A 22,388-nucleotide genomic window follows, 5' to 3' on the forward strand; every position below is an offset into this window, starting at 1 on the left:
TGGTTGAGAAGTTACGGGACGATATCAGTGAACGCGCGTTACATAGCTTCGACGCGTGCATGACCGGGCAGTCCGCTTACGCGAAGAAGGCATTGCTTACGTCGATCGCGCTTGAAAACAGTTCGGTATCGAGCTTCTATTCCCACAATGCCGTTCGCCGTATTGATCCTCAGACAGAGATAAGAAAGCGACGAGGCTCAAGGCTATCTCATAGCCAGACCGCTCACAGCGGCGATGTTTGAGGTCTGGTACTCCAGTTATAAGCAAGAGCTTGTCTCGGCTCGATGAAGGCAATCAGTTCTTGCCGAGACATCACGTGCGTGATCTCGTCGGCAAGCTCGCGCCTACCGATGCGTTCGGTCGACCAGAGTCAAGCCGGGATCCGTTCACGTCATCACGTCACCGTTTGAATTCCCCTGCTGCCCGCTGCGGATCGACCGCTTGCGCGCCCACGTGTAGGCGCCTCACGGGCGCGAACTGGATTCGTCATGACATCCACTTCGCACCCCGTTTTGTCACGGCCGTGTAGCGACAACCTCGACTTCGACACGACGATCAGGCTGCAGGCAGGCAATCAATTTCGGAGTGGCCCGATTGCCCGGGCATGCGCCGGGTGTGGTCACGGGATCGGCACCGTCGACGCCGCGAGCCTCGATCTTGCTCGCGGGAATGCCCGACGATTCGACCAGTTCGGCCTTGACGGCTTCGGCCCGGCGCTGCGACAGGTCGAGGTTGTAAGCATGTGAGCCGATCCGGTCGGTATGCCCGGTCACCCTGACGGTGTCGAAGCTGTTGCCGCGCAGCTGCGCCGCGAACCGGTCGAGCGCTTCGCGACCGGCGGGCTTGATGGTCGCCTGGCCAAAGTCGAACAGCGAGTCCGCTGAGAACGTCAGCTGTTGCGGGGGCGGGGGCGGCGTCTCGACGACGGACTCGGGCGCTTCGGCCACTGGGCCGACAGGTTCGGGCGCGGGAGCGGCAATCGTCTGCGCTTTTTGACCAAAGCGGTAAAGCAGGCCAACCGAAACGAGATCGATATCGCCTTTGTTGCCGACTGCATCGTCGATGCGATAGCGTTCCACTTCGGCACGCAACGCCAACGACGGCGTGATCTGGTACTGGGCGCCGAGCCCCAGTTTGTAGTTGAATTCACGTTTGCTGGGACTCGGGTCAAGCGGGTGGACAGCTCCCGTGCCGTTGAACGAGTCCGTGGCGTCGGCGTAGGTCAGTCCCACCCGGCCGAACAGCGAGAACTGCTTGGTAATCGGCAACAGGCCGATCGCATCGACGTCGCCGCCCTGAAGTTTCAGACTGCCGTCCAGCGTCCCGGCCGGTACCGTATTGGCCTTGAAGCTGAATTTCCCCATATTGAAATAGCCGCCTTCGAGCGCGAAATACCTGTTGAACTGGTAACCGCCGAAAACCTTGAAGCCGAATTCGTTCCGATCGTCGCTTATCGAGGTCGTGCCGAATCCCGCGCCCTGCAAGCCTCCGGTGATTCGCGCATCGTCGATCCTGGCGTGCGACTCGCCGACATTGCCGCCGACATACCAGCCTGAATCCTGCGCCATGGCACAGGGGCTGGCAATGACGGCGAACCCGAGCAGGGCATTTTTCCCCGCGTTGGTGAGTGATTTCAAGATTTTCTCCAGGAGCATTGAGGCGCTATCCCTAACCGCCAGCAGGCGGTATCGAACAGGCGATAAACCTGCAGGCCCGCTCGATCCGAGCGAGCCTGCAGGCTGGTGGAAGTGAAGCGGCAACTAGTTTTTATTGCGCGGGTACGTTGATCACCGTATTCACCAGCGTCACCGACGCCCCCAGTGAAATCAGCCGGCCGTTTACCGTAACGACCGAATTGTTGCCGGCGGTCGAGACCACCACGCCGCTGCGGCTGATGATCGTACCGGCCACCGTACCGCCCCCGGCTGCGTTGAGCGTGGCAGCCGTGCCCACCTGCCAGAAGACGTTCTTGGCCTGCGCCCCGTTGACCAGGATGACGCTTTGCGGACTGCCTGGGCCGCCCACGGTGAGCGTGGTGGCCATCTGGAAGACCCAGACGGCATTCGCGTTGCCCTGCGCATCGAGCGTCAGGGGACCACCCGTCAACCCGAACGAGCCACCCGCAGCGGTATAGACACCGGGCGCCAGCACCAGATTCGCGAGGTTGCCCGCACCCGGGTCAGGGCCACCCGGCAACGCGACCAGTGCGTTATAGGCAGCCGTCGCGTCGATTGAGGCCTGGGCGGCGATCGCAGACGTGGCCGCGTTACCCTCCGAAGGACAGGCAGAGGTAGGCGGCGGCGCGGCGGTATCGATCAGGCCGTTGACTGTACCGATATTGAGCGGCGTTTCGGTATAGATGCAACCGGGTCCTGCATCGTTGAAACCGGTCACGGCGGTGGAAACAGCCGTGGTGCCGATGTCCCCGTTGATTACCGTCAGCGTGCCCTGGTTGGTCATGCCTGCCGATCCGCCATAGGTTCCGAACGGCGCGGCGCTTCCCAGCGAGACCGGCGCGAGACAGGCGCCCGTCGCAGGACCGGCGGTAAAGGTCCAGGTGAAATTGCCAGTGAGCGTATTGGCCGGCACTGCCAGACTCGCTACCCCAGTGGCGCCGCCCTTGATGGTGGCGGTATAGGTCACACCGTCAACCAGCGGTGTCAACGGCGTAAAGGACGCAATCTGGCCGGTTGCCGTGTCGAGCGTGATCGAGGCCGCTACAACCGGCGTCGTGCCGGGACCCGTCACGGTAAAGTTGGACGCATTGACCGTGGTGGGGTCAAGCCGCAAGCCGGCTGGCAGGCCGAAGGTTGCGTTGATGGCCGCATCCGGACACACCCCCGCGGCGCCTGTGAGCGGACTGACCGAAAGCACCGAGATATTGCCCGGCGGAGCAGCCGTGGCACCGGTGGTAAAGGTCCAGATATAGTTGCTGGCCGCAGGCAGCGCAGCCTGGTTGCCCGCCAGGGCATTACCCGACGTGTCCGTGACGGCGGTGGTGAGGGTCGCCGTATAGGTGGTGTTGGCTGCCAGCGCCGCCGCCGGCGTGAAGGTCGCGGTAAGCGGACCGACTGCGTAGCTCACTACCCCTGCCGGAGAAGTACAGGGTGCCGCGCAGGTCAGCGTAAAGCTGGAGGCATTGATGCTAGCGGGCGCTATATCTTTGGTAAAGACCGCGCTGATCCCCGTGTTGGTCGGTACGCCCCCGGTGGGACCAGGGATGCTCGTCGCCGGAGAGGTCAAGCTCACGCGGGGCCGCGTCGTATCCTGCGTCGCCCCGGTGGTGAAACTCCACACGAAGGGACTGGCCAGGGCGACGCCGCCTGTCTGGCTTTTGGCGCCGGTGATGGTAACGGTGTAAAGGGTGGAGACTGCGAGCAGCTTTCCCGGCGCAAGAGAGAACGTGGCGTTCCTGCCGCTCGCGTCCAGCGATACCGTGCCGGTTGGGTTGGCGCAAGGCGCAGCGCAGGTCACCGCAAAGGTGGCAGCTCCGCCAAACGGAGCCATCGGCTCGCTGAAGGCGGCGGTGATCTGCTGCAGGCTGATCGCAATGCCCGTTGCGTTATTGGCCGGCGATACCGCCGTTACGGTGGGCGGGGCAGCCGCCGGCGCCACGCCGCCACTTCCCAGGATCTGGTCCTGTCCCCCGTTGCCCCCGCCGCAGGCCGCCAGCAAAATGCTGAACACTGACACGAGCAACCATGTCATAAGCCTGGAATAACGATTGAATTGAGTCATATTCCCTTTTCTATTTATCCAAACCTTAATCGGAATTAATGACCGATTCGATCATTTAAAGTAATTTTGGTCCGTAATAATTTTACAAATTACAGCCGGAGTATCGTCTTAAGAAAAGGTTATGTATAGCTTTATTTTCTAATTTCAAAAAAATCAGCAACCTGTATTTTGGTCTAACCGTGTAATTCCGCAACGCCGCACCGGTGGCTCGTGACTTGAACCGCACGAGTTCTTTGTCAGCGAGGATGTAGTCGGTGCAGTCATGCGAGCGAGGTGAGGCTACATCCGGAAATACGCGTACTGGTACCGCTTCGGCGACACAGTAGGTATCCTAATGATTTGGCCCCGATCTGGCAGCTACAGATGGTGGCTTATAAGTGGGCTTGGCGCTGCGAACAGCGAAATCGGTTAGCGACATAAAAGTGCCAACCGAAATCTATGAGATATCAACAAATGAACCGTCAAATCCTTCGGATTTAGTCGGACGGCATCGGATAACGATGGGTGAGAAAAAAACAAAAACCCCGTAGAGCCGAAGATTAAAACGGTTTTTTGGGCAACTTCGGAGGTCATCGGAGAGGTTGATGGTGCCGGGACCGGACTCGAATAATGTCCGGTACGCACTCTTTAATCAGAGAACGGGCTGCATTCTTAATGCTGCTGTCTTGCCGTCAGCAACCTTGCTGCCTTTGCATTGGACGCAAAACCAAATGGTCAAGCAGCGGATCCACGGCATCAGTGATCTCCCGCGCCGTGAAACGCGGCGTGATGTGCTGCGCGGGCAGCTCCAGTCAGACGTCTCCAGCCGCAGTCGAAAGACACGCTCGGGGCCGCCTTATAACCGGGCACGACGACGCGCCCGGTCAGCGCCGGATCGGCGTCCAGCAACACGGTTTCGACATGCATATAGATCTGTAGACGGAGCGACGCGCGTAGTCCATCGGGAACAGGCGGCACGATCCTAACACCCAGGCTAACGACCTGAAAAAAGCCCCGCCGGCCACCCCGATGCTGGACGAAGGATCATCCAGTCTCGGACAACGGGCGTCACCGCGATGTCGAGAAAACCATAGGGCATGGCGGGCCTCCGACAAGAGGCGAAAACAGGCCGGAGCGCGAGCCCCAGCCTGGCAAACTTCAGGCTGCCTCGGAAGTACGTACAACCGGAAAGTCGATCTCGGTACCGGCGATGACGTTGATGTAGTTTGTCCAGACGTTAAGTGCAACGTTCTGAACAATTTCAATTACTTCGGCATCGCTGTAACCTGCCGCCTTGACGGCGCTGAAATCTGCGTCCGTCACGTGACCGCGAGCCTCCGCCACCTTCTTCGCAAAAAGGACAGCCGGAGCCGCCTTGGGGTCGTTTGAGCCGCCGTTGCGATTGGCGGCAATCTCCGCGTCGTCGAGCTTCGCGAGGTTCTTCGCGAGGTACGCATGCGCCGACAGGCAGTAGTCGCAGCCGTTCACCTGGGCAACGGCGATCGCGATACGTTCACGTGTCTTGGCCGATAGAGAACCTTTGCCGAGCGCGCCGGAAAGACTGAGATAACCTTCGAGCGCAGCAGGACTGGTGCCGACCATGCGGAACAGGTTGGGAACGACGCCCAGTTGCTTGTTGACCGCGTCGAGCAGCGGTCGCGATGCCGCAGGGGCGTCCGCGACGCTAGCCGGCGTGGAAATACGGGAAGACATGGCACTCTCCTTTCCAGAAATGTTTGGGGTGAACAGCTGGAGACATGCTATCTGTTCCACTGATACGCGGGAATCCGATAAGATCGGGAATCTTTCTTCCAGAGACTGAGAGGATCGTGGACCGGTTCGAAGCAATGTCCATCCTGATTGCCGTGGTCGACGGGGGTAGCCTGTCGGCTGCCTCGCGCCGGCTTGACATGCCACTGGCAACGGTCAGCCGCAAGGTCCGCGAACTGGAATCGCACCTGAAAACCCGTCTTCTGCATCGCACGACCCGGCAGCTTTCACCCACCGAGGCGGGTGAATCATATGTCGCATCGTGCCGCCGAATTCTCGAAGAGCTTGGCGAGGTGGAGCGCGCCGCGACGGGCGAATACGCCGCCCCCAGGGGGAGCCTTGTGGTCACTGCTCCGGTGGTCTTCGGGCGCCTGCACGTCGTTCCCGTCCTGGCGGATTTTCTGGGGCGTTACCCGGAAATCGACGTTCGTCTGTTTCTGACGGATCGCAATATCAATCTCCCGGAAGAACATATCGACGTCGCGGTCCGCATTGGCCAGCTACCGGACAGCACGCAGGTCGCGAGGCGCGTGGGCGAGATACGTCTCGTCGTATGCGGTAGTCCTGCTTATCTGGCATCGTCTGGCACGCCAGCGGTACCAGAAGACCTGGCGCTTCATTCATGTGTCAATTTCGACGGGCTCACTTCGCCGCGCACGTGGCGCTTCTCCGCGGGAAAATCGGAGCACCAGGTGCCAATTCATGCCCGACTGACAACGAACACGGCAGAGGCCGCAATTGATGCAGCGGCGCTGAATGTCGGACTGACCCGAGTTCTCTCCTACCAGGTCGCAAGTGCCGTGCGCGACGGCAGATTACACATTGTGCTGGATCGATTCGAGCCGCCCGCCATGCCCATCCATCTCGTGCATGCAGGACAAGCGCCCTTGCCGCTCAAACTACGTGCCTTCCTCGACTTCATGTCACCACGCATCGAAGCCCGTATCGCTTCGATCTGAACGCTCGGCGCCCGCTCGCATCGGAACTTCTGGATCAGCGTGCGGATATCACAGCGGCGCTTGAGGCCGGTGCATTTGGATCATCAAGCTGTTTGACGATCTTGGCGCCTAAGGCGCCGTTCGCGCCGAGGCTTATGTGCAGGTTGATGTGCAGTGACACGACGGGGGTAAGCGATGCGCGCGAGCATCGCCGCAATTTGCTCGCGGTGTTGCGTCAAGGGCCAGTTGCCATGTTCCGTAAAGCCATACGGTCATGGTGTCAAAACTCTGCCGAACACAATCTCCTTGAACTCGACCAAGGGGGTTTTACTTTTTTCGGCTCGCATCCGTAGCAAGGCACCTTCCCAACTGTTCAGTACGAAATCGGCCAGCGTCCTGGCGGGAATCCTGTCCGCGATCTCTCCCCGCGCCTGCCCCTCAGCGATGCACGTTTGGAATAGCGCGCTCCATGATCTAAAGTGCGCCGCAAGATGCTGCCGTATCAGTGCGCTGTGATCCGCAGCTTCCGCACTGAAGTTGCCGAGCAGGCACCCGCGCGAAAAACCAGCCGCCCTGAACACCTCGATCCGGTCGTCGAAATAGCCTTCGAGCCGCGCCAGCGGCGACATCGCGGCATTCTCCAGCGCAGAGCGCAACTTTGCCTGCCCCTGCGCCGAATACGCATCGAGCACCTCGTTGCCGAACGCCTCCTTGCTTTCAAAATACGTATAGAACGAACCCTTGGGCACGCCCGCCGCTTCGACGACGCCCTGGATTCCCGAGGCCGAATAGCCCTCGGCATGCATCAACCGCAGTCCCGCGTGGATCAGGTTATTGCGCGTGTCGGGCTTCGGTTTCGGGCCCCGCCGGGCTTTGGAATTTTCCATGCATATACCCCTTGACTAATTGCAGACGACCGGTCATTCTTTAATTGTCGTCGCGATGATCTGGCCTGTCAAGCATGAGCGCTCACCGCTTGATCCGGGTTGCCAGGCTTCAATAAGCGACCGTAGCCAACCACGAAGAGGCAGAACGTGATTGAAAAGCTAAATGTAAGGATTCCTACCGAATTTAGGGTCGAGCTCACAACGTCGCTTTCGTTCCCGAAGCCGACGGCCCGCACCTGGCTATCACGGTGGCGCATGGCTTCGCCGGCACGCGTGAACATGGCCTCGAGCAGTTCGCGTTTGCTAACCCGGCTTTACGGCCCTCTGCATGCACACCGCCACTAACGAAGGAGCACAGCAATGACCCCAACCCACACCTCACCGCCTCCACTTAAATGGGACGTGCTCGCGATCAAACGGCCCGGCCTCACGCGCGACCTTCCCCCAGGCAAGGAAGCACTCACCTGGGTCGCGAATTCCACGACCCTGATCTACGGCGAAACGGACGCCGTGCTAGTCGACACTTTGCTCACCGTCGAGCAATCCCAGCTGCTCGTGGACTGGGTCAAGGCAAGCGGCAAAAATCTGAAAGCGATCTACATCACGCACGGACACGGCGACCATTTCTTCGGCCTCGCACCCTTGCTCGAGCGGTTCCCGCAGGCCAGAGCATTCGCGACGCAAGAGATCGTCGAAGCGATGCAACGCCAGCTAGCACCCGCCATGCTCGACGGTTTCTGGCGCCGGCTCTTCCCCGGCGAGATTCCCGATCGCCTGCTGGTCGCCGAGCGGCTCGAAGATAGCGAACTCGAACTCGAGGGGCATAGGCTCGTCGCCGTCAACACCGGGCACACCGATACAGAGCAGTCCACCTGCCTGCACGTACCTTCGATAGGACTGCTTGTCGGCGGCGATGTCGTCTACAACGGTATTCACCCGTACCTGGGCGAGACCGATGCCCACAGCCGGCGCGAGTGGATCGCCACGCTCGACAGGCTCGAAGCTCTGAAGCCCGAGGCAGTGATTGCGGGACACAAGAGGCCCGAGAACGACGACCACCCGCGCATCATCGACGAAACCCGGCGCTATCTGCGCGATTTCGATGCGCTGGCCGCGACGACATCAACCGCACGCGAACTTTACGACGCGATGCTCGAACGCCATCCGGATCGAGCCAACCCCGGCTCGCTGTGGGGTGCCGCCAACGCGGCCAAAAAAAGCCTCTGACGAACACCGCTCTTGCCCGGCACCATCCCGACACACCATCATGAGGACCCTGCCATGAAAAACGCCTTGCTCGCGGCGGCCTTTTTTTTTGCCGCTACCCTAAACACATCCGCTGCGCTGGCTGATCCTGCGCCACCCGGCCCCGTCGACGCTCAGACACTCGAAACGGTCAAGACGCGCTTCCATCACCTGATGGATCTCGCCAACCGCCACGACATTGCCGCTATTAACGACATGTTCTGGCAGTCGCCGTCAGCATTACTGGTTGCGAAGAGCGCAGTGCCATCCGAAGGCAACTGGGCCGGATTCTGGGGAAACGAAGCGATCGACAGGAAGCTACATGACATCGCGGCCTCTGGGCCGGTGGTGCTCAAGCCGGACTACGAGAAACTGAAGGTGGTCGAGCTGACGCATGAGGTCGCGGAATCTTATGCACCCCTGAACATCACCGTTTCTTATGCCGGACAGGACGGCACACCAAAACCTTTTCTGTTGATCATCGACTGGCTGAAGATCGGTCAGGATTGGCAAATCGCGTCGGAAATCATCCTGCCGGTTCCGCCGGTGCCCAAGCAAACGGGTTGAGCCGCGCAGAGGGGGCGCCGCGATGTCGAGCGTGTTTTCGCCCCATTCTGTAAGGCTTTTTATGCGCTCAATCGTCCGGGCACACGAATTGCCGCAAATCCGCGGCGACGGCACGCCGACTCTCTATACCCAGATACGGCATGTGTCCGGATTCGTAATAGCGGAACTGCACACGGTCCATGTCGATCCCCGCATGCGATATGGTGTATTCCGCATTCCCCATTGGCGTGGCAAGGTCGTAGTACCCACATCCGACGAATAGCTTCATCGACGGGTTTCTGCGCATGGCTTTAGCGAGCTGGAGGGCGAAGTTCGTGCTCGCAGGCGCACCTGGTCCGTTGCCGTAGTCCCACTGCCTATACGCGTCCCGGAAGTTGACAGCCTCGTACTGCAGCGGAATGTCCACGCCGAGTTCCCGGTAGAAATAGTCATTTGCTGCTGCAACGAACGCCGGCGCGTACTGGCCCATGGCGGGGTCGTCGGCTACCAGGTCATCTCCTGCCGCGAGTCTCGGGAGGCGATAACGTCCGTCGTAGAGACCGACATGCAGTCCGCGATCCCGCAGCAGTTCGCGGATGAAATCCCTCGGATCGATACGCAGGTTTTTCTCAAGTACGAGAGCGGACGGCAAGCCGGTCAGTTCGGAGAGACGCGTCGCAATGCGGTGACGTTCAGCGACGTCAAGTGTGGCGCCTGCATAGAGCGCGAGAATATAGTCTTCAGCAACGAAGCGCCGTACTTGCGCCACATATTGCTCAAGGCTACCGGCGGCGCCTGTAACAGCACCATGGTATCTGGCGACGCTTGCCATTGCTGTCAGGCTTGTCAGTGAGCCCAGGTCTGCGCCGCCTTGCGACTGATCCATTGCCTGTCCCAACAGGATAACGCCGTTCAGCGAAATCGCCTCGAGCCTTCCAGTGGTTGTCAGGCCGCCGGCAAGGAGGTTTGCAACAGCGGCGGCACGTATGGAGCCGTAACTTTCACCCAGTAGATACCTCGGTGCGTTCCAACGACGGTGCCGGGTGATCCAGTCTCGAATGAATTCAACAGTCGCTTTCGCGTCCGCGTCCACGCTGTGAAACGCATGTGCGCCATCACCCAGTGTCCGGCTATAGCCTGTATCGGGAGGGTCGTAGACCACAATGTCCGCGACATCAAGCAAACTTTCCGCGTTATCGACGATCTGAAAAGGCGGCACCGTCGCGGGATGCACCCCTTGGCCATCGTCTCCATCGAGATTCAGGCGTCGTGGGCCGACGAGACCAAGGTGTAACCACAATGACGCTGAGGCGGGACCGCCATTGAAGACGAAAACAACAGGGCGCGCCGAATCGCCGGCAAGAAAATAACTGGTAGAGACGACACTGGCCCGGATGTCCTCACTGGGCCCGAAAACGATGGTTCGTTCTACGACGCAGACGTATCTCACGGCGCGGCCACCAATGACGCTCACATGCTCGCTTTCAACCCGGTAGGGTTCATCACACCGAGATTCGACAAGGCTCAAAGCAGTCTCCCATCATCGTGAGGTCGTTCGATAGATTCTTTCATGGAAGGCTTCTTTGAGCCGTAATGATCCGGTGAGCGCGATTAACGTTTCGGAGTTTAACCTGCTATGACATCCTTGAGGTAGACAGAGGACGACAGGTTTTGATGAACCTGACGCGAAGGCTCATCGACGAAGACCTCCTCGGCGTTAGCCTCGATCGCGTCAAGCGCTTGCCGGATAACATCCGCTGGCGTGGCCTTCGGGACATCGATGCCGCGCGTCAAATCGGTGTCGATAAAACCGGCGTGGAGCCCGACGACTTGCGTGTTTTGAGCGCGCAGCTCGTGACGCAAGCCGTTAGTAAGTCCCCAGGCGGCGGCTTTCGACACGCCATACGCGGCGATCATCGGTGTGTTCACCCAGCTCAAAAGCGACAGCACATTGAGGATCGCGCCTCCGCCGTTGCGTGCAAGAACGGGAGCGAACGCCTGGCTCAGGTTCAGGATGCCAAATACGTTGGTTTCCAGTTGTTCGCGCAAGTTCTCCTGCGCGTTTGCCGCCACAAATGCGCCGGGACGCGCAATGCCCGCGTTATTGATCAGGATCGTGACATCCGGGTAGTTCAGGGCCGCCGCCGCCGCATCTTCTGGCTTGGTCACGTCCAGCTTCACAGGAACAACACCCGCGAGTTTGATAGAAGAGATATCCCGCGCGGCCGCGTAAACGCGTTTTGCACCCCGCTCGAGCGCCTGCTTTGCAAATTCAAGACCCAAACCGCGGTTGGCACCCGTGATAAGCACTACAGAATTATTGAGTTTCATGCTGTTTTCCTTGTGCGCTGGCATAGCGCATAAAATATGATGATCATAATATTTTAAAGCGAACAAACTGGCGTGACTTCTAAGTCCCTATGGCATATTCCGTCCCCTCTCCGAGCTATTACGGGTTGTCGTAGCGAGCGATGAGATCTGCTCTCGCGGCGGCCAGCACCGCCCGCCCTTGCTTGTTGTCGCCTAGCGCACGGGCTAGCTGCATTGCGCCGATCAGCGTGCCGGCCACCGTCCAGGCCGTTTCGACGCTCGTACCCGCTGGCAACGCCTGTTGCACGAGCCTGTGCAGGTTAGCGACGATCCGTCGAGACGAAGCGAGAACCTCGCCATCTTGACTGGCTATTTCGCCACACAGCGCGGCAACGGGGCAACCGTTCTCACAGTCGCTGATCTGGCTGTCCGAGAGATAGCTCTCGACAAAGGCGCTGAAGACGCTTTGGCCGCGTTTGGCGAGCGCCTCGACATTCGCCGTGATGCTTGCGCCGATCTCCCTGCTCGCATGGACGACCGCCTCCGCAAGCAACGCCTCCCTTGAAGCGAAGTGGGAATAGAAACCGCCGTGAGTCAGGCCGGCCTCCTTCATCACCTCGGCGACGCCAACGCCGTGAAAGCCGGAACGACGCACCGCTCTGGAGGCTGCGTCCAGAATGCGCTGACGGGATTGAGCTTTCTTGCCGGGAAATTTGGAGTTCATGGCTACACAATAACACAAAATATTATGATCGTCATATTATGCGCCTGCGCAGACGAGGAACATCTGAAGCTCTGGGTGAGCCGCGCGAGTGGCGCACACGCAGCATAAGCATTTGAGCGGAGCGGATGGTTGGGAAAGTTTCCAGAACGATGTACGACGCCGCGCCATGCCGAACATGTGAAAGCGTCAAATTCTTTGGAATACCCGCGTCGGTTCAGGTGTTCTACTCCGGTAGCTCGTCAGCTTCGTTGGGGTAGAAACACCTCACTTGCAGTTGGCAATCATTTTGCCTCTCCGACGTGTCTTTATAAAAGGAATCCTAAATGTCTATACGTTCCGCCGATATCGTCCGCCCACTTGGCGTCATCGAAGAATTCCTCTGGCTCTTCGATCACAGCTCGCCCAAACAGTTTTGCCTCGTTGCCGAAGTTGACGGCCACACCACCGTCCCGGAGTGGCGAAGCGCGCTCGATGCGCTGCAAGAGCGTCATCCGATGCTCTCTGTCTGCATCGACTCCACATACAACCGTGTTCCTCACTTCCGTCGGGTCACCGGCCAACCCATACCGCTGCGCATCATCAACGCAGACACACCATGGGAGCGTGAAGCAGAACGCGAGATACGCACGCTCTTCGAACCGGCCAAGGCACCGCTAGCTCGCGCCGTTCTCATTCATCAGCCAGAGAAAAGCGTCATTATTCTTGTCTTGCATCACTCCATCGGCGACGGCATATCTTCCGTCTTCCTGCTGCGCGATCTCCTTTCAGCCCTGGCCGGTCAGTCGCTTGAGCGGCTTGAATTCCCGCCCTCGGTGGATGACCTGCTTGATGTCAAACCACGTATCACCTCCAAGCCGGGAGTAAACTTTTCATACGCCCTCGCAGAACACTGTATCGAGAAGCCGGTGCACGTAAAAAGTGCCATGTTATCCCCGCAGCTTACGCAGAAAATTCAGGAGCGCGCTCGCAAGGAGAGCACAACAGTCCACGCTGCACTGTGCGCTGCGATCACTGTCGCAGGCAGAGAGATCGATCAGTCGTGGTGCACAAAGCCGGTGAGCATTTTTTCTCCGGTGAATATCCGAGGACTGCTTCGGCTCCAGGATCAATGCATGGATGCATTTTCCAAAGCCTCGACCCTCGTTGAAACACAATCAGCCCCAAACCTCTGGGAGCTGGCACGCTTCATTTCCACCTCCCTGGCACCGTTCAAGAAGCTGGAAGGCAATCAGCCAGGCTTCGAAGCGATTTACGAGGCGATGTCCTCCGACATGAGCGTGGAAGAGGGAGCTCAGTTCAACCGTGCTGCTTTCTCTGAAGACGTCATGGTCTCTAACCTCGGTCTCGTTCCGTACGACTCGGCCTTCGGCAAGCTGGATATCAAGTCCGTGTGGGCACCCGTGTTCTTGCGCGGTCACGACCCGGAGCAGACCATCGGTGTCGCCACAATCAACGGTTCGCTGCACCTCGTCCATACGAGCTGGACCCCTATGCCTGGTCTGCTAGAGCGCATCGAACGCAAACTGGCAGAAAGTCTGCTCCCCTCCCTGGTAGAGACTTGACTGACAAGCTGTCTTCGAATCCGGCCTGCGGGACAGAACATCGTCGATTGGACATCATGGGAGGCGACGCATGGCCGGACCACATCGGGTCACGCGTCTCACCTTCAAACCTCGATGCTTGTTGGCGTAAGCGACATTGCGCCTGTGCTGCCATCGGGTCGTTTGAACAGTATCGTGCCGTGGCCGTTCAGATTGTTCTTTGCGATAGACAGTGGTTGCGTAAAGCCTATTGTCACCACAGCAGATTGAAGCGCTCCCTCGAGCGGAGCCTGCGCACCGAGACTCGGTACCTCGGCGTGCGTTTGATGAGCGTTGGCCATGCGGCCTAGCAGATCCAGCGCATTCTGCGTACCAAACAGCGTCGGATACGACCCCTCTCCGATCAGCGCATTCAGTTCGCTGCTTGCGTCAGTGGGCGCTGCTGCACTATTGATCGGCTCCACAGGTCCCTGATTTTTCACTGCCTCGTTTCCACTCCCGTTGCTATCATCGCCTTGGCTGGAACTCACGCCCACAATGGCGACCGGGGGCAGGGAAAGCGACACGAGCGACCCGCCCTCCCCGCTCTGTGTGACCGAACTGGTTGCCGAAACCCGCTGATCCAGGAGCGAAATTGATAATTTCCCGGTAGTGGGATCGAACTCGATTGAGACCGAGCCGGAGCGCTCATTGACTGAAACCCCCGACACCGACGTCGTCTGCGAGCCGTAACCGGCAGACACCGAGAACGCGTTAGTACCGGTTCCGGCAAAAGTCGCGCTCAGACTGATGGGCTCGCCTTCGGCCAGTTCCTGGTCGAAGCCTTTGCTGGCTGCGTCGGCTTGTTCCTGGGTGAACCCGCTTCCCACCAGGAAGGTGTTAAGCGCCGCGCTCAACTGGCTGTCCGCCGTTGCCGACATCTCGCGTTGCCCGGTCGATGGATCGACGGAGGTTGCGCTTTGCAGTATCTGCCCAAAGGTAAGCTCAAGCTGGCTGACATTGGCCGCCGCCACACCCGCGGCAAGCCTCGGCAGTATCATCCCGGCGGCTTCGGCCCCATTCAATTGACTGGAGCCGGTCTGGACTGTGCTGCCAGACGTGGCTTGGGGAATCGGCACGCTCACCAGGGCGGCGCCGTTACTGCTGGAAATGGAAGTCGACATGTGCGTTCCTTAAAAGGGTAAGTGACGATCTAAATCATTTCGGCCTTGTTGCGGGCTTTCGGATGCGCGAGCGCGGCGACCGGGGCGAAGAAGCATTCGCTTCGTCGACTGCAGGGTGTGTGACTGTGGGGTCTAAATCTTTGGCAAGGATCAACGCGGCTTCCATACCGCTTTTCAGGATGTCCTCGGCTATCGAAAAATCCCGAACGGCGCGCGCCATTTGCAGTGTTCCGACCATCAAACCGAAGATCGCGAGGACGCGGCGGTTCGACGCTTCCGATTCCGGATCAGGAAGTTGCTGTGCGAGCGTCGAGATAAAAGGCAGGAGTCCGTTCTTGTACGCTTCCCGTGTCAGCTTCGGTTGCCGGCCGATCTCCGGGAGTAGCGCGGCCGAGGGACAGCCATCCTCCCAGTTCTCCAGATGTTCTTTAGTCAAATACCGCCGAATCGCTCCCTCCAGACTCGAGCAGGCATCCTTATCTTGCTGGAATCTGACGTGCTGATCGGCTAGAGCGTCGGCTAGCACCTCGCGAAACAGAGCTTCCTTGGATTCGAAATGCGGATAGAAGGCGCCGTTCGTCAGCCCTGCCTCGGCCATGATCCCGGCCAAGCCCGTCGCTGACGCCCCTTCCCTTCTAAACCGCCGCGAGGCAACGTCAATAATGCGCTTGCGTGTAGTCTCTTTGCGCCCTTTCTCAAATCGCATTGTGATCACTCATCCTTCAGCGTAGTTACGCACCATTCGCCTTGCGCTGATGGGGTCAGCTCTCGTAAGCGAACGCCCTGTGCAGGTTGCGAATTATTAAGAGGCGGCGGCTTCCAGCGAAGATTGCAGGTCTTGATCGAGTTGCCGCGCCACCACGTCGACCTCTTCGTCGCCGAATTGACCGAAAGCGGAAACTGGCCGGTCATATTCAAAGGCGACCATGCCTTCGCTATCCTCACGCAGAAGCACGCGAATGGGGGCGTAGAGAGCGGCGGATATCTGATGCCGGGTCATTTTCGATGCGGTAAGCGGATTCCCAATGTCATACTGAATCGCCCGGCGCGGAAGACCCGCGATCGTCAGCAGAGCGCCGTGATCCCGAAAGCCGAAGATTGAAAGTGGTGGTGCAGCCTCCAGCTCCCGCAAGGCGCGCTCGCCTTCACCGTACCGTAACAGCGTGAAGATTCCCTCGTCGAGCCGGGGAAGAAGCTGCTCCAGCTTGACTCTAACAATGTCGAACGAGTTACTGGATTGAATCGTGACGTGCTCGACCGCAAGGGTTCGTTTAGATAAGGATAAACCTGGCATTTGCATACTCTTCCGATGGATGGTTTGGTAGGGCTTCGGCTTTTCAAAGCGATGCCGGCAGCACGCCGATTGTTGCCTGCACGCGTCGCGCCAGATCCAGCAACGCTCTGTCATGACCTCGCGCACCGTCAATTTCGAGTCCGATCGGCAGGCGCTCGCTAGTCAAACCCATGGGAATACTGATGCCCGGCAGCCCCGCTGCACTTGTGGGAACAGTATTTTTCGCAAGAGCGAGCTGATTGACATCCTTACCCGCGATTGTGAACGCCGACTGTTGTTCGATCGACGGAGCGGTACAAGGGGTCGTTGGAAAAATAAATGCTTCAGCTCCGCTCTGGACGAATACGCCGTCGAATCGGCGCCGAAGCTCCACGAGATCGACTGATAGCGCCGTCGTATAGGCTGCAGAGGAAAGAAAACCCGAACTGCCTGGCAATACGAATTGATCCCACACGTCTTTGATGTCAGATCGCAGCTCTGCATAAATTTCATCGAACGAAACCGGGAAATTGTTTTCGCGAACGAACCCTGAAATCTCTTGCATGGTCTCGTGGAAAAAGATGTTCCACGTCGTCTGTTCTGCGAGCGAAAAGAAATCGTCGCCGAGGTCGACTTCTATCATTTGGGCGCCGGCATCGCGTAAACGCCGAAGTGCATTGTTGAAAGACGCTTCGACGACGGGGTCGATCAGTTCCAGGTATTGCCGCGGCGCATAAGCGAATTTCGCTCCCTTCAAGTCAGATCGGTCAGAGCGCGCCGAGCTTGTGTCCTTGGCGACGATCCGATCTATGAGCTCGCAGTCTTCGACACTGCGAGCAAGGATGCCCGTCGTATCGAGCGTATGGGAAATCGGTGCGACACCCTTGCGCGGCCACCGTCCCGTCGTCGGCTTGAAGCCCACCACCCCGCAGAGCGATGCAGGCACCCGGATCGAGCCGACGGAATCGCCCCCGAATGCTGCGGGCACGATTCGAGCCGCAACCGATGCACCCGACCCGCTCGACGATCCTCCCGATATGTGGCCGTGGTTATAAGGGTTCTTCACCTGTCCGTAATTGCCATTGTTCCCCGTCAGTCCATAGGACATTTCAACGAGGTTGTTTTTGCCGAAGACAATGCCGCCGGCAACCCGGATCGCGCCGACAATCTCCGCGTCTTCAACCGGCACGAAGTTTCTGAGGGCCGCCGTTCCGATCGTTGTGCGGAGTCCACGCGTTGCGTAGCTATCCTTAATGCCGAAGGGGACCCCGAGAAGGGGCGCGGTGGAACCCGCGGCACGCGCCTTATCCGCATCTCTCGCTGCAGCCAGCACGGCGGACTCGTCGATGGTAATAAAGGAATTCAGTTCAGAAAACGCACGAGCACGCTTCAAAAGCGCAGCTGAATATGACTCAGAGGTGATGTCGCCGTCGCGAATGGCTGCAACTGCTGCGGCAACGCCAAGCTCTGCCAGATCGTGCGCTTCCGAACTCAACTTTTCACCGGCGGATACTTTCTCATCTTGCATGATGGCCTCTCCTCGATCTGACGCAGGCAGTGCCGGGGGAAGCAGCACATCGATGCTCCGATGCAGGTAGCACCTCGCCTTGAATTACGACCATAATATATGATTATGATCATAATTCAACAAGAAAATTTGCTTACCTTGTCAAGGCATTCATGCCGGGGTGTCCAGACCGGTGCCATCTCACGGACGATGGCAGTCTTCGCCTTGTCGCGAACGGCGACCTCGTTCCACGGATCGATGATCAGGCCGCGAATGCCGAGCCGCCGGACCAACGAACGCCCAATGTCGATCAAACCGTCGACGGTCGGGTTCTCGGGAAGCACGAACGTGAAATGTTCCTCGAGCCAGTTCATGCCGGCTTCATGGTCTGCTTCCGTCATGCGTTCTGTCGACCCAGGTTCGACAGGCTTGCCGATGAACTTCTTTATCAGCTTGTCTGCGTGATACTCCAGCGGCTGGTTTTCAGGCGAGAACAACCGAAGCTATATCGCATAGACGAAGTCATGAAACAACTGAGTGTTTCCCGCGCGACGATCTATCGACTGGTGCACGCCGATAGGTTGAGAATGATAAAGCTCGACCGCAAATGCAGCAGGATCACCGCTGAAAGCGTCGACGCGCTCCTCGCGCAAAACGGTGAGAGCGATCACCATGGCGACTAAGCAAACAACGAAAGTCGTCGTCACGATGAAACCGCTATACCTCGATATTGACGGAGCCGCGGAGGCGCTGTCGCTCTCCAGGACCACCGTCCAAGATGGTCCACACAATTCCACACCCACGGGAATTGTCTGGTCGTCGCATTGCTGGCTGGTAAGAGAGGTAGAAGAATGGGCCGAGGCGAGGCCGCTCTCAGATATGTTGCCGCCGCCGAGTGGTGACGGAAAGAGCTAACGGGCCGCAATCCAGATCATCGCGGCTTGATCGGGGGACGTGGCATGACGGAGTCGATGGCAGCATGAATGTCCGCCCCGACCTGCTGCCAGTCGGAGCGCATGGCCTCGGTTGGATCGTCGATTCGACGATGGAGCTTTCTCATTTCGACTTTGTACGTTCGGTGTACTCAACGTCGCCGAACAGGGAAATGGATGATAGGACGCTGAAGAAGCCTCGGAAGAACGCGCCAAGGCCTTGTCGTGCAGTTGTCATTTCAGGCCTCGGCCTTCGATCACACCGTTAATCTTGTCGAGTACCGCTTGTTCTGCGTCGTGCCTCAGCGAGCCAAACGTCCCCGCACTCTCCCCGCAGCTGGGGCAAACGACCTCGTCAGAATCAGCAATGTCGTCGGGCCACTCAAGACGCGTGCGACATCTCCCGCAGTACGCTGACGCATCCATATTACCTCCGTAGTGTTCAGGCTATACCACCAGCGTCACCGGCAAAAGCCGCTTGAGCCTCTCGCATGCTAGGCGCGGCAGGCTCGCGGATGACCTCGTCGTTAAGCCTGCTTGACCTTAGGTCATCCTACAAGCTATAGTTGTAGGCACCAAATGGGTTGCGACTACGCGGCCGGCGCTAGGCTCCAGGGACTACCTTGGGGCCTTTCGCTTTTCTAGGGGAAGACTTTCAGCCCATTCCCGTGAACGACCGATTCAGGAGAAAAAAATTTCTCCGACAAGACGTCGTAGGCACGATTTTTCTGTTCAGGTCTCAGTATGTGCAAACCGATGGGCCGCGCCATCAAATCGGAAATTTGAAGCCCCTCTGAGTTTGCCTTCTTGTTGCAGATGACGATATCGAAGTTATACGGTCGCTTCGACCTATTGTCGCCATCGCACACGCGTCGAAACGCCAACTCGAGATCGTCATCCTCTTTCGGACCACGCGCCTCGCAAACGACGTGCGTCTTCGACTCGTGCTGCGACTTCAGCTTGAGGAAGTGACGAACTCGCTCCAGCCCATACTGGATGCCAATGTGATACGGGTTGTACGGGTTGCTGTACTTCTGCGTCAACTTCCGTTTGTCGATCACCACCGCGACGACGGTCATCGGGGTGTCAATAATGATCTGCGTGAGAGACTCCATGAAGCGCTCGCGCGGCTCTTTGCTGAGCAACGAAAACTCCCCGCGCTTGCGGCGAATGTCTATCTCGTGAAGCACCACGCAATCATGCCCAAACGTTTCAAATTTCAGTTTCTTGACGCGCGGAACCAGGATGTCCGCATAGTCGTTCTTTGCGACGATGCAAAAACACAGCACGAACAAAGGATATTCGGCGTCGATCGATGCCAGACTGTGATCGCCGCTTTCATCCACGAAAACAATGTAGTCGCTATTCACCGTTCGCGCATCTCCCGTTGTGTGACACACGATCATAACCGAGCCGCGATCTGCTCCGACGTCTCGCGGTAGTAGTGCTCCTGCAGAATGCGCAAATCCTTGTGACCACTTATCTTGGCTAACGTCATAACATCGACTTTCCTTGAAAGCCTTGTGAGTGCCTCCGCCCGGCTGTCGTGAAAAGGCTGCCCTTCGATCCCCAGCCAATCCTTGGCCTTCCTGAACAACGCATCCAGCGAGGCGGACGTGACGGTGAAGCAGTGTTCCCGATCGGCTATGGGTTGCAGCAGTCGAGCCGCCGCGCGTGAAAGCGGTATCTCCCGCGGACGGCCGGTCAGATACTGCACCTTGTGCCTGATCGTGGCCACGCGCTTCTTCATATCCACGTTACCCTTCCCCAGCGCGATTACATCACCGGCACGCATGGCGGTGCGCAGAGCCAGGAGGAAAGCCAGCGCAACCTCCTGGTTCTTTGTCTCGGGAGCGTGTCCGGTCCGGTAACCCAGCCATCGCACAATCGGCCGCACCTCCTTCCAGGGATCAACCCGGCGAGTCCGCGCCGCGCCCTCAGGCGGCAAACGCAAGCCCTTGAACGGGTTGTGCTCCATCCAGTGCCATTCCTCACGGGCGACGGTGAACACGTTGCGGATCAGGTTGATTTCACGATTCACAGAAGCCGATGTGACGACCCGCGCTTCAGAGCCATCTGCTCTCGTGTAACCGGACAGGCGCCTGTCGCGCCATTCCGCCAGATGTGGCGTCCTGAATTCGCCAAGCGGCACGGCCGCCAGATCCGGAAAATCATCCACGAACCGGGCCAGACGAAGCTGTTCAGCGCGGGCCCCCTCTTTCTTGGGCGATACCTTCTTGCTGTATTCCGCGAATGCATCCGCGACAGTACGCGCAGCGGCGGCCTTTTTCTCGAGTTCGACAGCCCGTTCGCCGGCCGCACGCTTCTTCTCGACCGCCGGATCCAGTCCCGCGCGCAGTTTCTCCTTTGCAGCATCACGAGCCTTTCGCGCCTCATGTATAGACACTGCCGGGTAGACGCCGAGCGCCAGGCGTTTTTCCTTTGATTTGCCGTCGACGTCAACCCGGTACTTCAGACGCCAGTACTTTGCGCCGGTCGGCATGACCTCGAGGTACATGCCCTGATCATCGGCAATCCTGTAGGACTTTTCGCGGGGTTTTGCCGCGCGAACGGCGACGTCGGTAAGGGGCATGGGCGAGGGGGCTCTGGATAATGCCGGGGAGTCAAAACTGCCCCCGAAGACGCCCCCTTTTTTTGTAACTGTCAACGTTCCCAAGGTTTCCCAAGATTGCCCAATTCACGCACAAGGCCCTGAATTGGCTGAATTATTGGTATATCCCGGGAGGGGTTGGGAGAACCTCTGGTGCCGGGGACCGGACTCGTGCTCCAAGCCCAGTAAGGACCCGATCATCATGAGCGTAGTTCATGCGTAGTCAGCGGTCAGCAACGCGTCTACTTGCTCGATGGGGATAAGCCCGCATCCATTCATGCGCAGCTTGCCCGTATTCACCAGTTTTCGAACCGTGGCGCGACTCAGATCGAGCATCTGGGCCGCCTGTGTCATTGTGACATGCGGGGGTCGTGGGTGGCGCTCTGCGTAGATTTGGACCGCCCGCACCGCTGTTTTTAATTCTGCGTCCATCAAGCCGTCTCCTCGGCCGCCACAAGGCGTCTTCCCATCACGTTGTAGACCGGATTGAACCGGGCTATCATTTCACCCTCCATGCCGAGAACGTCCTTCTCTGCGACCGGAATGAATGCGACGCTATCGAACTCCTTCTCGCCGGTTAAGTGCGCGGCGATTCTGGCAAAGAATGTCTTTGTCATGCCGATGTAGACGATCTCCCTATTGCGGATGAGAAAATAAACTCCGCATGGGTTGCGAGGAAGCGACTTCAATTTCAGAACCGATACCGTCGTGGGAAGCGGATCGTACATGGTTCTTCTCTTCATCGCTGACTCCATTTCTTTCCTCAATACGACCACCGAGCCACCCTCTCGAACTGCGTGAGGGACTTTGTTTGCCTTGAGCCATTTGGCCCTCCCCCAATGCGTATGGCATTTAGTCAGCTCGGCAAGTTCATTTTCGGTCAGAAACATCGAATCCATTTCCCCTCCCCTTCCAATACCACACACCCAGAACCGCCTCTCTTGCACTAATGCGCTTGCCGGTGGCGATGGTCATGATTTTTCTCCATTGCATTTCGGGCATGGAATGCCGCGTTTCGCAGTCGTCGCCATCACGAACATCCAGTCCGTTACCTCGCTGCATTGGCGGCAGGCGAATCGCACAGCAGCCGGTACGCCGACCGGATAGTAGCCACAGTCATCGCCCGTTTCGACTACATGCATGCGGACTAGCTTGGGCTGGCGTTGCTGATGCTTCGGCACTTCGCCGAACAGGTCGATTACTTCGCGGCGTTCCATGACTGCT

22 protein-coding genes are annotated in these 22,388 nt (G+C 58.6%); 5 read left to right on the forward strand and 17 right to left on the reverse strand.

All coding sequences use genetic code 11. The features are described 5' to 3' along the window. Positions 1-515 precede the first annotated feature (515 nt). From FQ755_RS19670 to FQ755_RS19685, 3 genes are all read right to left on the reverse strand, one after another. The gene (locus FQ755_RS19670) at positions 516-1,760 is read right to left on the reverse strand and encodes an outer membrane beta-barrel protein (protein WP_260858713.1); all 1,245 of its coding nucleotides are present in this window, start codon (positions 1,758-1,760) and stop codon (positions 516-518) included. Between the two features lie 7 nt (positions 1,761-1,767). Then, positions 1,768-3,738 carry an ice-binding family protein gene (locus FQ755_RS19675; protein ID WP_144156475.1) on the reverse strand — a complete coding sequence of 657 codons (1,971 nt, stop codon included), beginning with the start codon at positions 3,736-3,738 and terminating at the stop codon, positions 1,768-1,770. A gap of 1,137 nt (positions 3,739-4,875) precedes the next feature. Further along, a complete protein-coding gene (locus tag FQ755_RS19685; protein WP_144157051.1) occupies positions 4,876-5,430 on the reverse strand; it encodes a peroxidase-related enzyme in 555 nt (184 codons plus the stop codon). Positions 5,431-5,546: 116 nt separating this feature from the next. Here FQ755_RS19685 and FQ755_RS19690 point away from each other — a divergent pair, with 116 nt between their 5' ends. Next, entirely contained in the window at positions 5,547-6,446 is a 900-nt protein-coding gene (locus tag FQ755_RS19690; protein WP_222105758.1) for a LysR family transcriptional regulator, read from the forward strand. A 251-nt stretch (positions 6,447-6,697) separates the two neighbouring features. On the opposite strand, the gene FQ755_RS19695 is transcribed toward FQ755_RS19690, so the two are convergent. After that, positions 6,698-7,312, reverse strand: coding sequence for a TetR/AcrR family transcriptional regulator (locus FQ755_RS19695; RefSeq protein WP_144156476.1), 615 nt, complete (start codon positions 7,310-7,312; stop codon positions 6,698-6,700). 402 nt (positions 7,313-7,714) lie between these two features. Between FQ755_RS19695 and FQ755_RS19705 the strand changes: the two genes are divergently transcribed. Next, on the forward strand, positions 7,715-8,539 hold the full coding sequence (locus FQ755_RS19705; RefSeq protein ID WP_222105759.1) for an MBL fold metallo-hydrolase: 825 nt from the start codon (positions 7,715-7,717) through the stop codon (positions 8,537-8,539). A 54-nt stretch (positions 8,540-8,593) separates the two neighbouring features. Next, the gene (locus tag FQ755_RS19710; protein ID WP_144156478.1) at positions 8,594-9,124 is read left to right on the forward strand and encodes a hypothetical protein; all 531 of its coding nucleotides are present in this window, start codon (positions 8,594-8,596) and stop codon (positions 9,122-9,124) included. Between the two features lie 67 nt (positions 9,125-9,191). Here the strand turns inward: FQ755_RS19710 and FQ755_RS19715 are convergent, their stop codons facing one another. The 3 genes from FQ755_RS19715 to FQ755_RS19725 all read right to left on the reverse strand — a co-directional run bounded on the left by FQ755_RS19715 (position 9,192) and on the right by FQ755_RS19725 (position 12,137). Next, positions 9,192-10,631, reverse strand: coding sequence for a S10 family peptidase (locus FQ755_RS19715; protein ID WP_144156479.1), 1,440 nt, complete (start codon positions 10,629-10,631; stop codon positions 9,192-9,194). Positions 10,632-10,729: 98 nt separating this feature from the next. Beyond that, positions 10,730-11,434, reverse strand: coding sequence for an SDR family oxidoreductase (locus tag FQ755_RS19720; protein WP_144156480.1), 705 nt, complete (start codon positions 11,432-11,434; stop codon positions 10,730-10,732). A 118-nt stretch (positions 11,435-11,552) separates the two neighbouring features. Continuing rightward, on the reverse strand, positions 11,553-12,137 hold the full coding sequence (locus tag FQ755_RS19725; protein WP_144156481.1) for a TetR/AcrR family transcriptional regulator: 585 nt from the start codon (positions 12,135-12,137) through the stop codon (positions 11,553-11,555). A 323-nt stretch (positions 12,138-12,460) separates the two neighbouring features. On the opposite strand from FQ755_RS19725, the gene FQ755_RS19730 reads away from it, so the two are divergent. Continuing rightward, positions 12,461-13,699 (forward strand): phthiocerol/phthiodiolone dimycocerosyl transferase family protein, encoded by a 1,239-nt coding sequence (locus FQ755_RS19730; RefSeq protein WP_144156482.1) that lies wholly within the window; start codon positions 12,461-12,463, stop codon positions 13,697-13,699. A 104-nt stretch (positions 13,700-13,803) separates the two neighbouring features. Here FQ755_RS19730 and FQ755_RS19735 read toward each other — a convergent pair whose 3' ends face one another. From FQ755_RS19735 to FQ755_RS19755, 5 genes are all read right to left on the reverse strand, one after another. Further along, positions 13,804-14,841: a hypothetical protein gene (locus FQ755_RS19735; RefSeq protein WP_144156483.1), complete on the reverse strand. Its 1,038-nt coding sequence runs from the start codon at positions 14,839-14,841 to the stop codon at positions 13,804-13,806. A 34-nt stretch (positions 14,842-14,875) separates the two neighbouring features. After that, on the reverse strand, positions 14,876-15,547 hold the full coding sequence (locus FQ755_RS19740) for a TetR/AcrR family transcriptional regulator (RefSeq protein WP_144156484.1): 672 nt from the start codon (positions 15,545-15,547) through the stop codon (positions 14,876-14,878). Between the two features lie 96 nt (positions 15,548-15,643). Beyond that, entirely contained in the window at positions 15,644-16,135 is a 492-nt protein-coding gene (locus FQ755_RS19745; protein ID WP_144156485.1) for a DUF302 domain-containing protein, read from the reverse strand. Between the two features lie 43 nt (positions 16,136-16,178). Beyond that, the gene (locus tag FQ755_RS19750) at positions 16,179-17,642 is read right to left on the reverse strand and encodes an amidase family protein (RefSeq protein WP_144156486.1); all 1,464 of its coding nucleotides are present in this window, start codon (positions 17,640-17,642) and stop codon (positions 16,179-16,181) included. 116 nt (positions 17,643-17,758) lie between these two features. Next, entirely contained in the window at positions 17,759-18,118 is a 360-nt protein-coding gene (locus tag FQ755_RS19755; RefSeq protein ID WP_186308623.1) for a hypothetical protein, read from the reverse strand. A gap of 27 nt (positions 18,119-18,145) precedes the next feature. Between FQ755_RS19755 and FQ755_RS38235 the strand changes: the two genes are divergently transcribed. Beyond that, positions 18,146-18,304 carry a helix-turn-helix transcriptional regulator gene (locus FQ755_RS38235; RefSeq protein ID WP_260858715.1) on the forward strand — a complete coding sequence of 53 codons (159 nt, stop codon included), beginning with the start codon at positions 18,146-18,148 and terminating at the stop codon, positions 18,302-18,304. An 890-nt stretch (positions 18,305-19,194) separates the two neighbouring features. Here FQ755_RS38235 and FQ755_RS19770 read toward each other — a convergent pair. The 5 genes from FQ755_RS19770 to FQ755_RS19790 form a co-directional block, all read right to left on the reverse strand. After that, positions 19,195-19,923 carry a DUF3800 domain-containing protein gene (locus FQ755_RS19770; RefSeq protein WP_222105760.1) on the reverse strand — a complete coding sequence of 243 codons (729 nt, stop codon included), beginning with the start codon at positions 19,921-19,923 and terminating at the stop codon, positions 19,195-19,197. Between the two features lie 32 nt (positions 19,924-19,955). Continuing rightward, positions 19,956-21,146: an integrase family protein gene (locus tag FQ755_RS19775; RefSeq protein WP_260858716.1), complete on the reverse strand. Its 1,191-nt coding sequence runs from the start codon at positions 21,144-21,146 to the stop codon at positions 19,956-19,958. Between the two features lie 231 nt (positions 21,147-21,377). After that, positions 21,378-21,596, reverse strand: a complete 219-nt coding sequence (locus FQ755_RS19780) for a helix-turn-helix domain-containing protein (protein ID WP_144156489.1) — start codon at positions 21,594-21,596, stop codon at positions 21,378-21,380. After that, on the reverse strand, positions 21,596-22,063 hold the full coding sequence (locus FQ755_RS19785; protein WP_144156490.1) for a DUF4224 domain-containing protein: 468 nt from the start codon (positions 22,061-22,063) through the stop codon (positions 21,596-21,598). Before FQ755_RS19785 ends, FQ755_RS19780 begins: the two co-directional genes overlap by 1 nt. A gap of 72 nt (positions 22,064-22,135) precedes the next feature. Next, on the reverse strand, positions 22,136-22,381 hold the full coding sequence (locus FQ755_RS19790) for a hypothetical protein (RefSeq protein ID WP_090685803.1): 246 nt from the start codon (positions 22,379-22,381) through the stop codon (positions 22,136-22,138). Positions 22,382-22,388: the final 7 nt, after the last annotated feature.

This window comes from Paraburkholderia sp. BCC1885 (assembly GCF_900996235.1).
Taxonomy (GTDB): Bacteria; Pseudomonadota; Gammaproteobacteria; order Burkholderiales; family Burkholderiaceae; genus Paraburkholderia.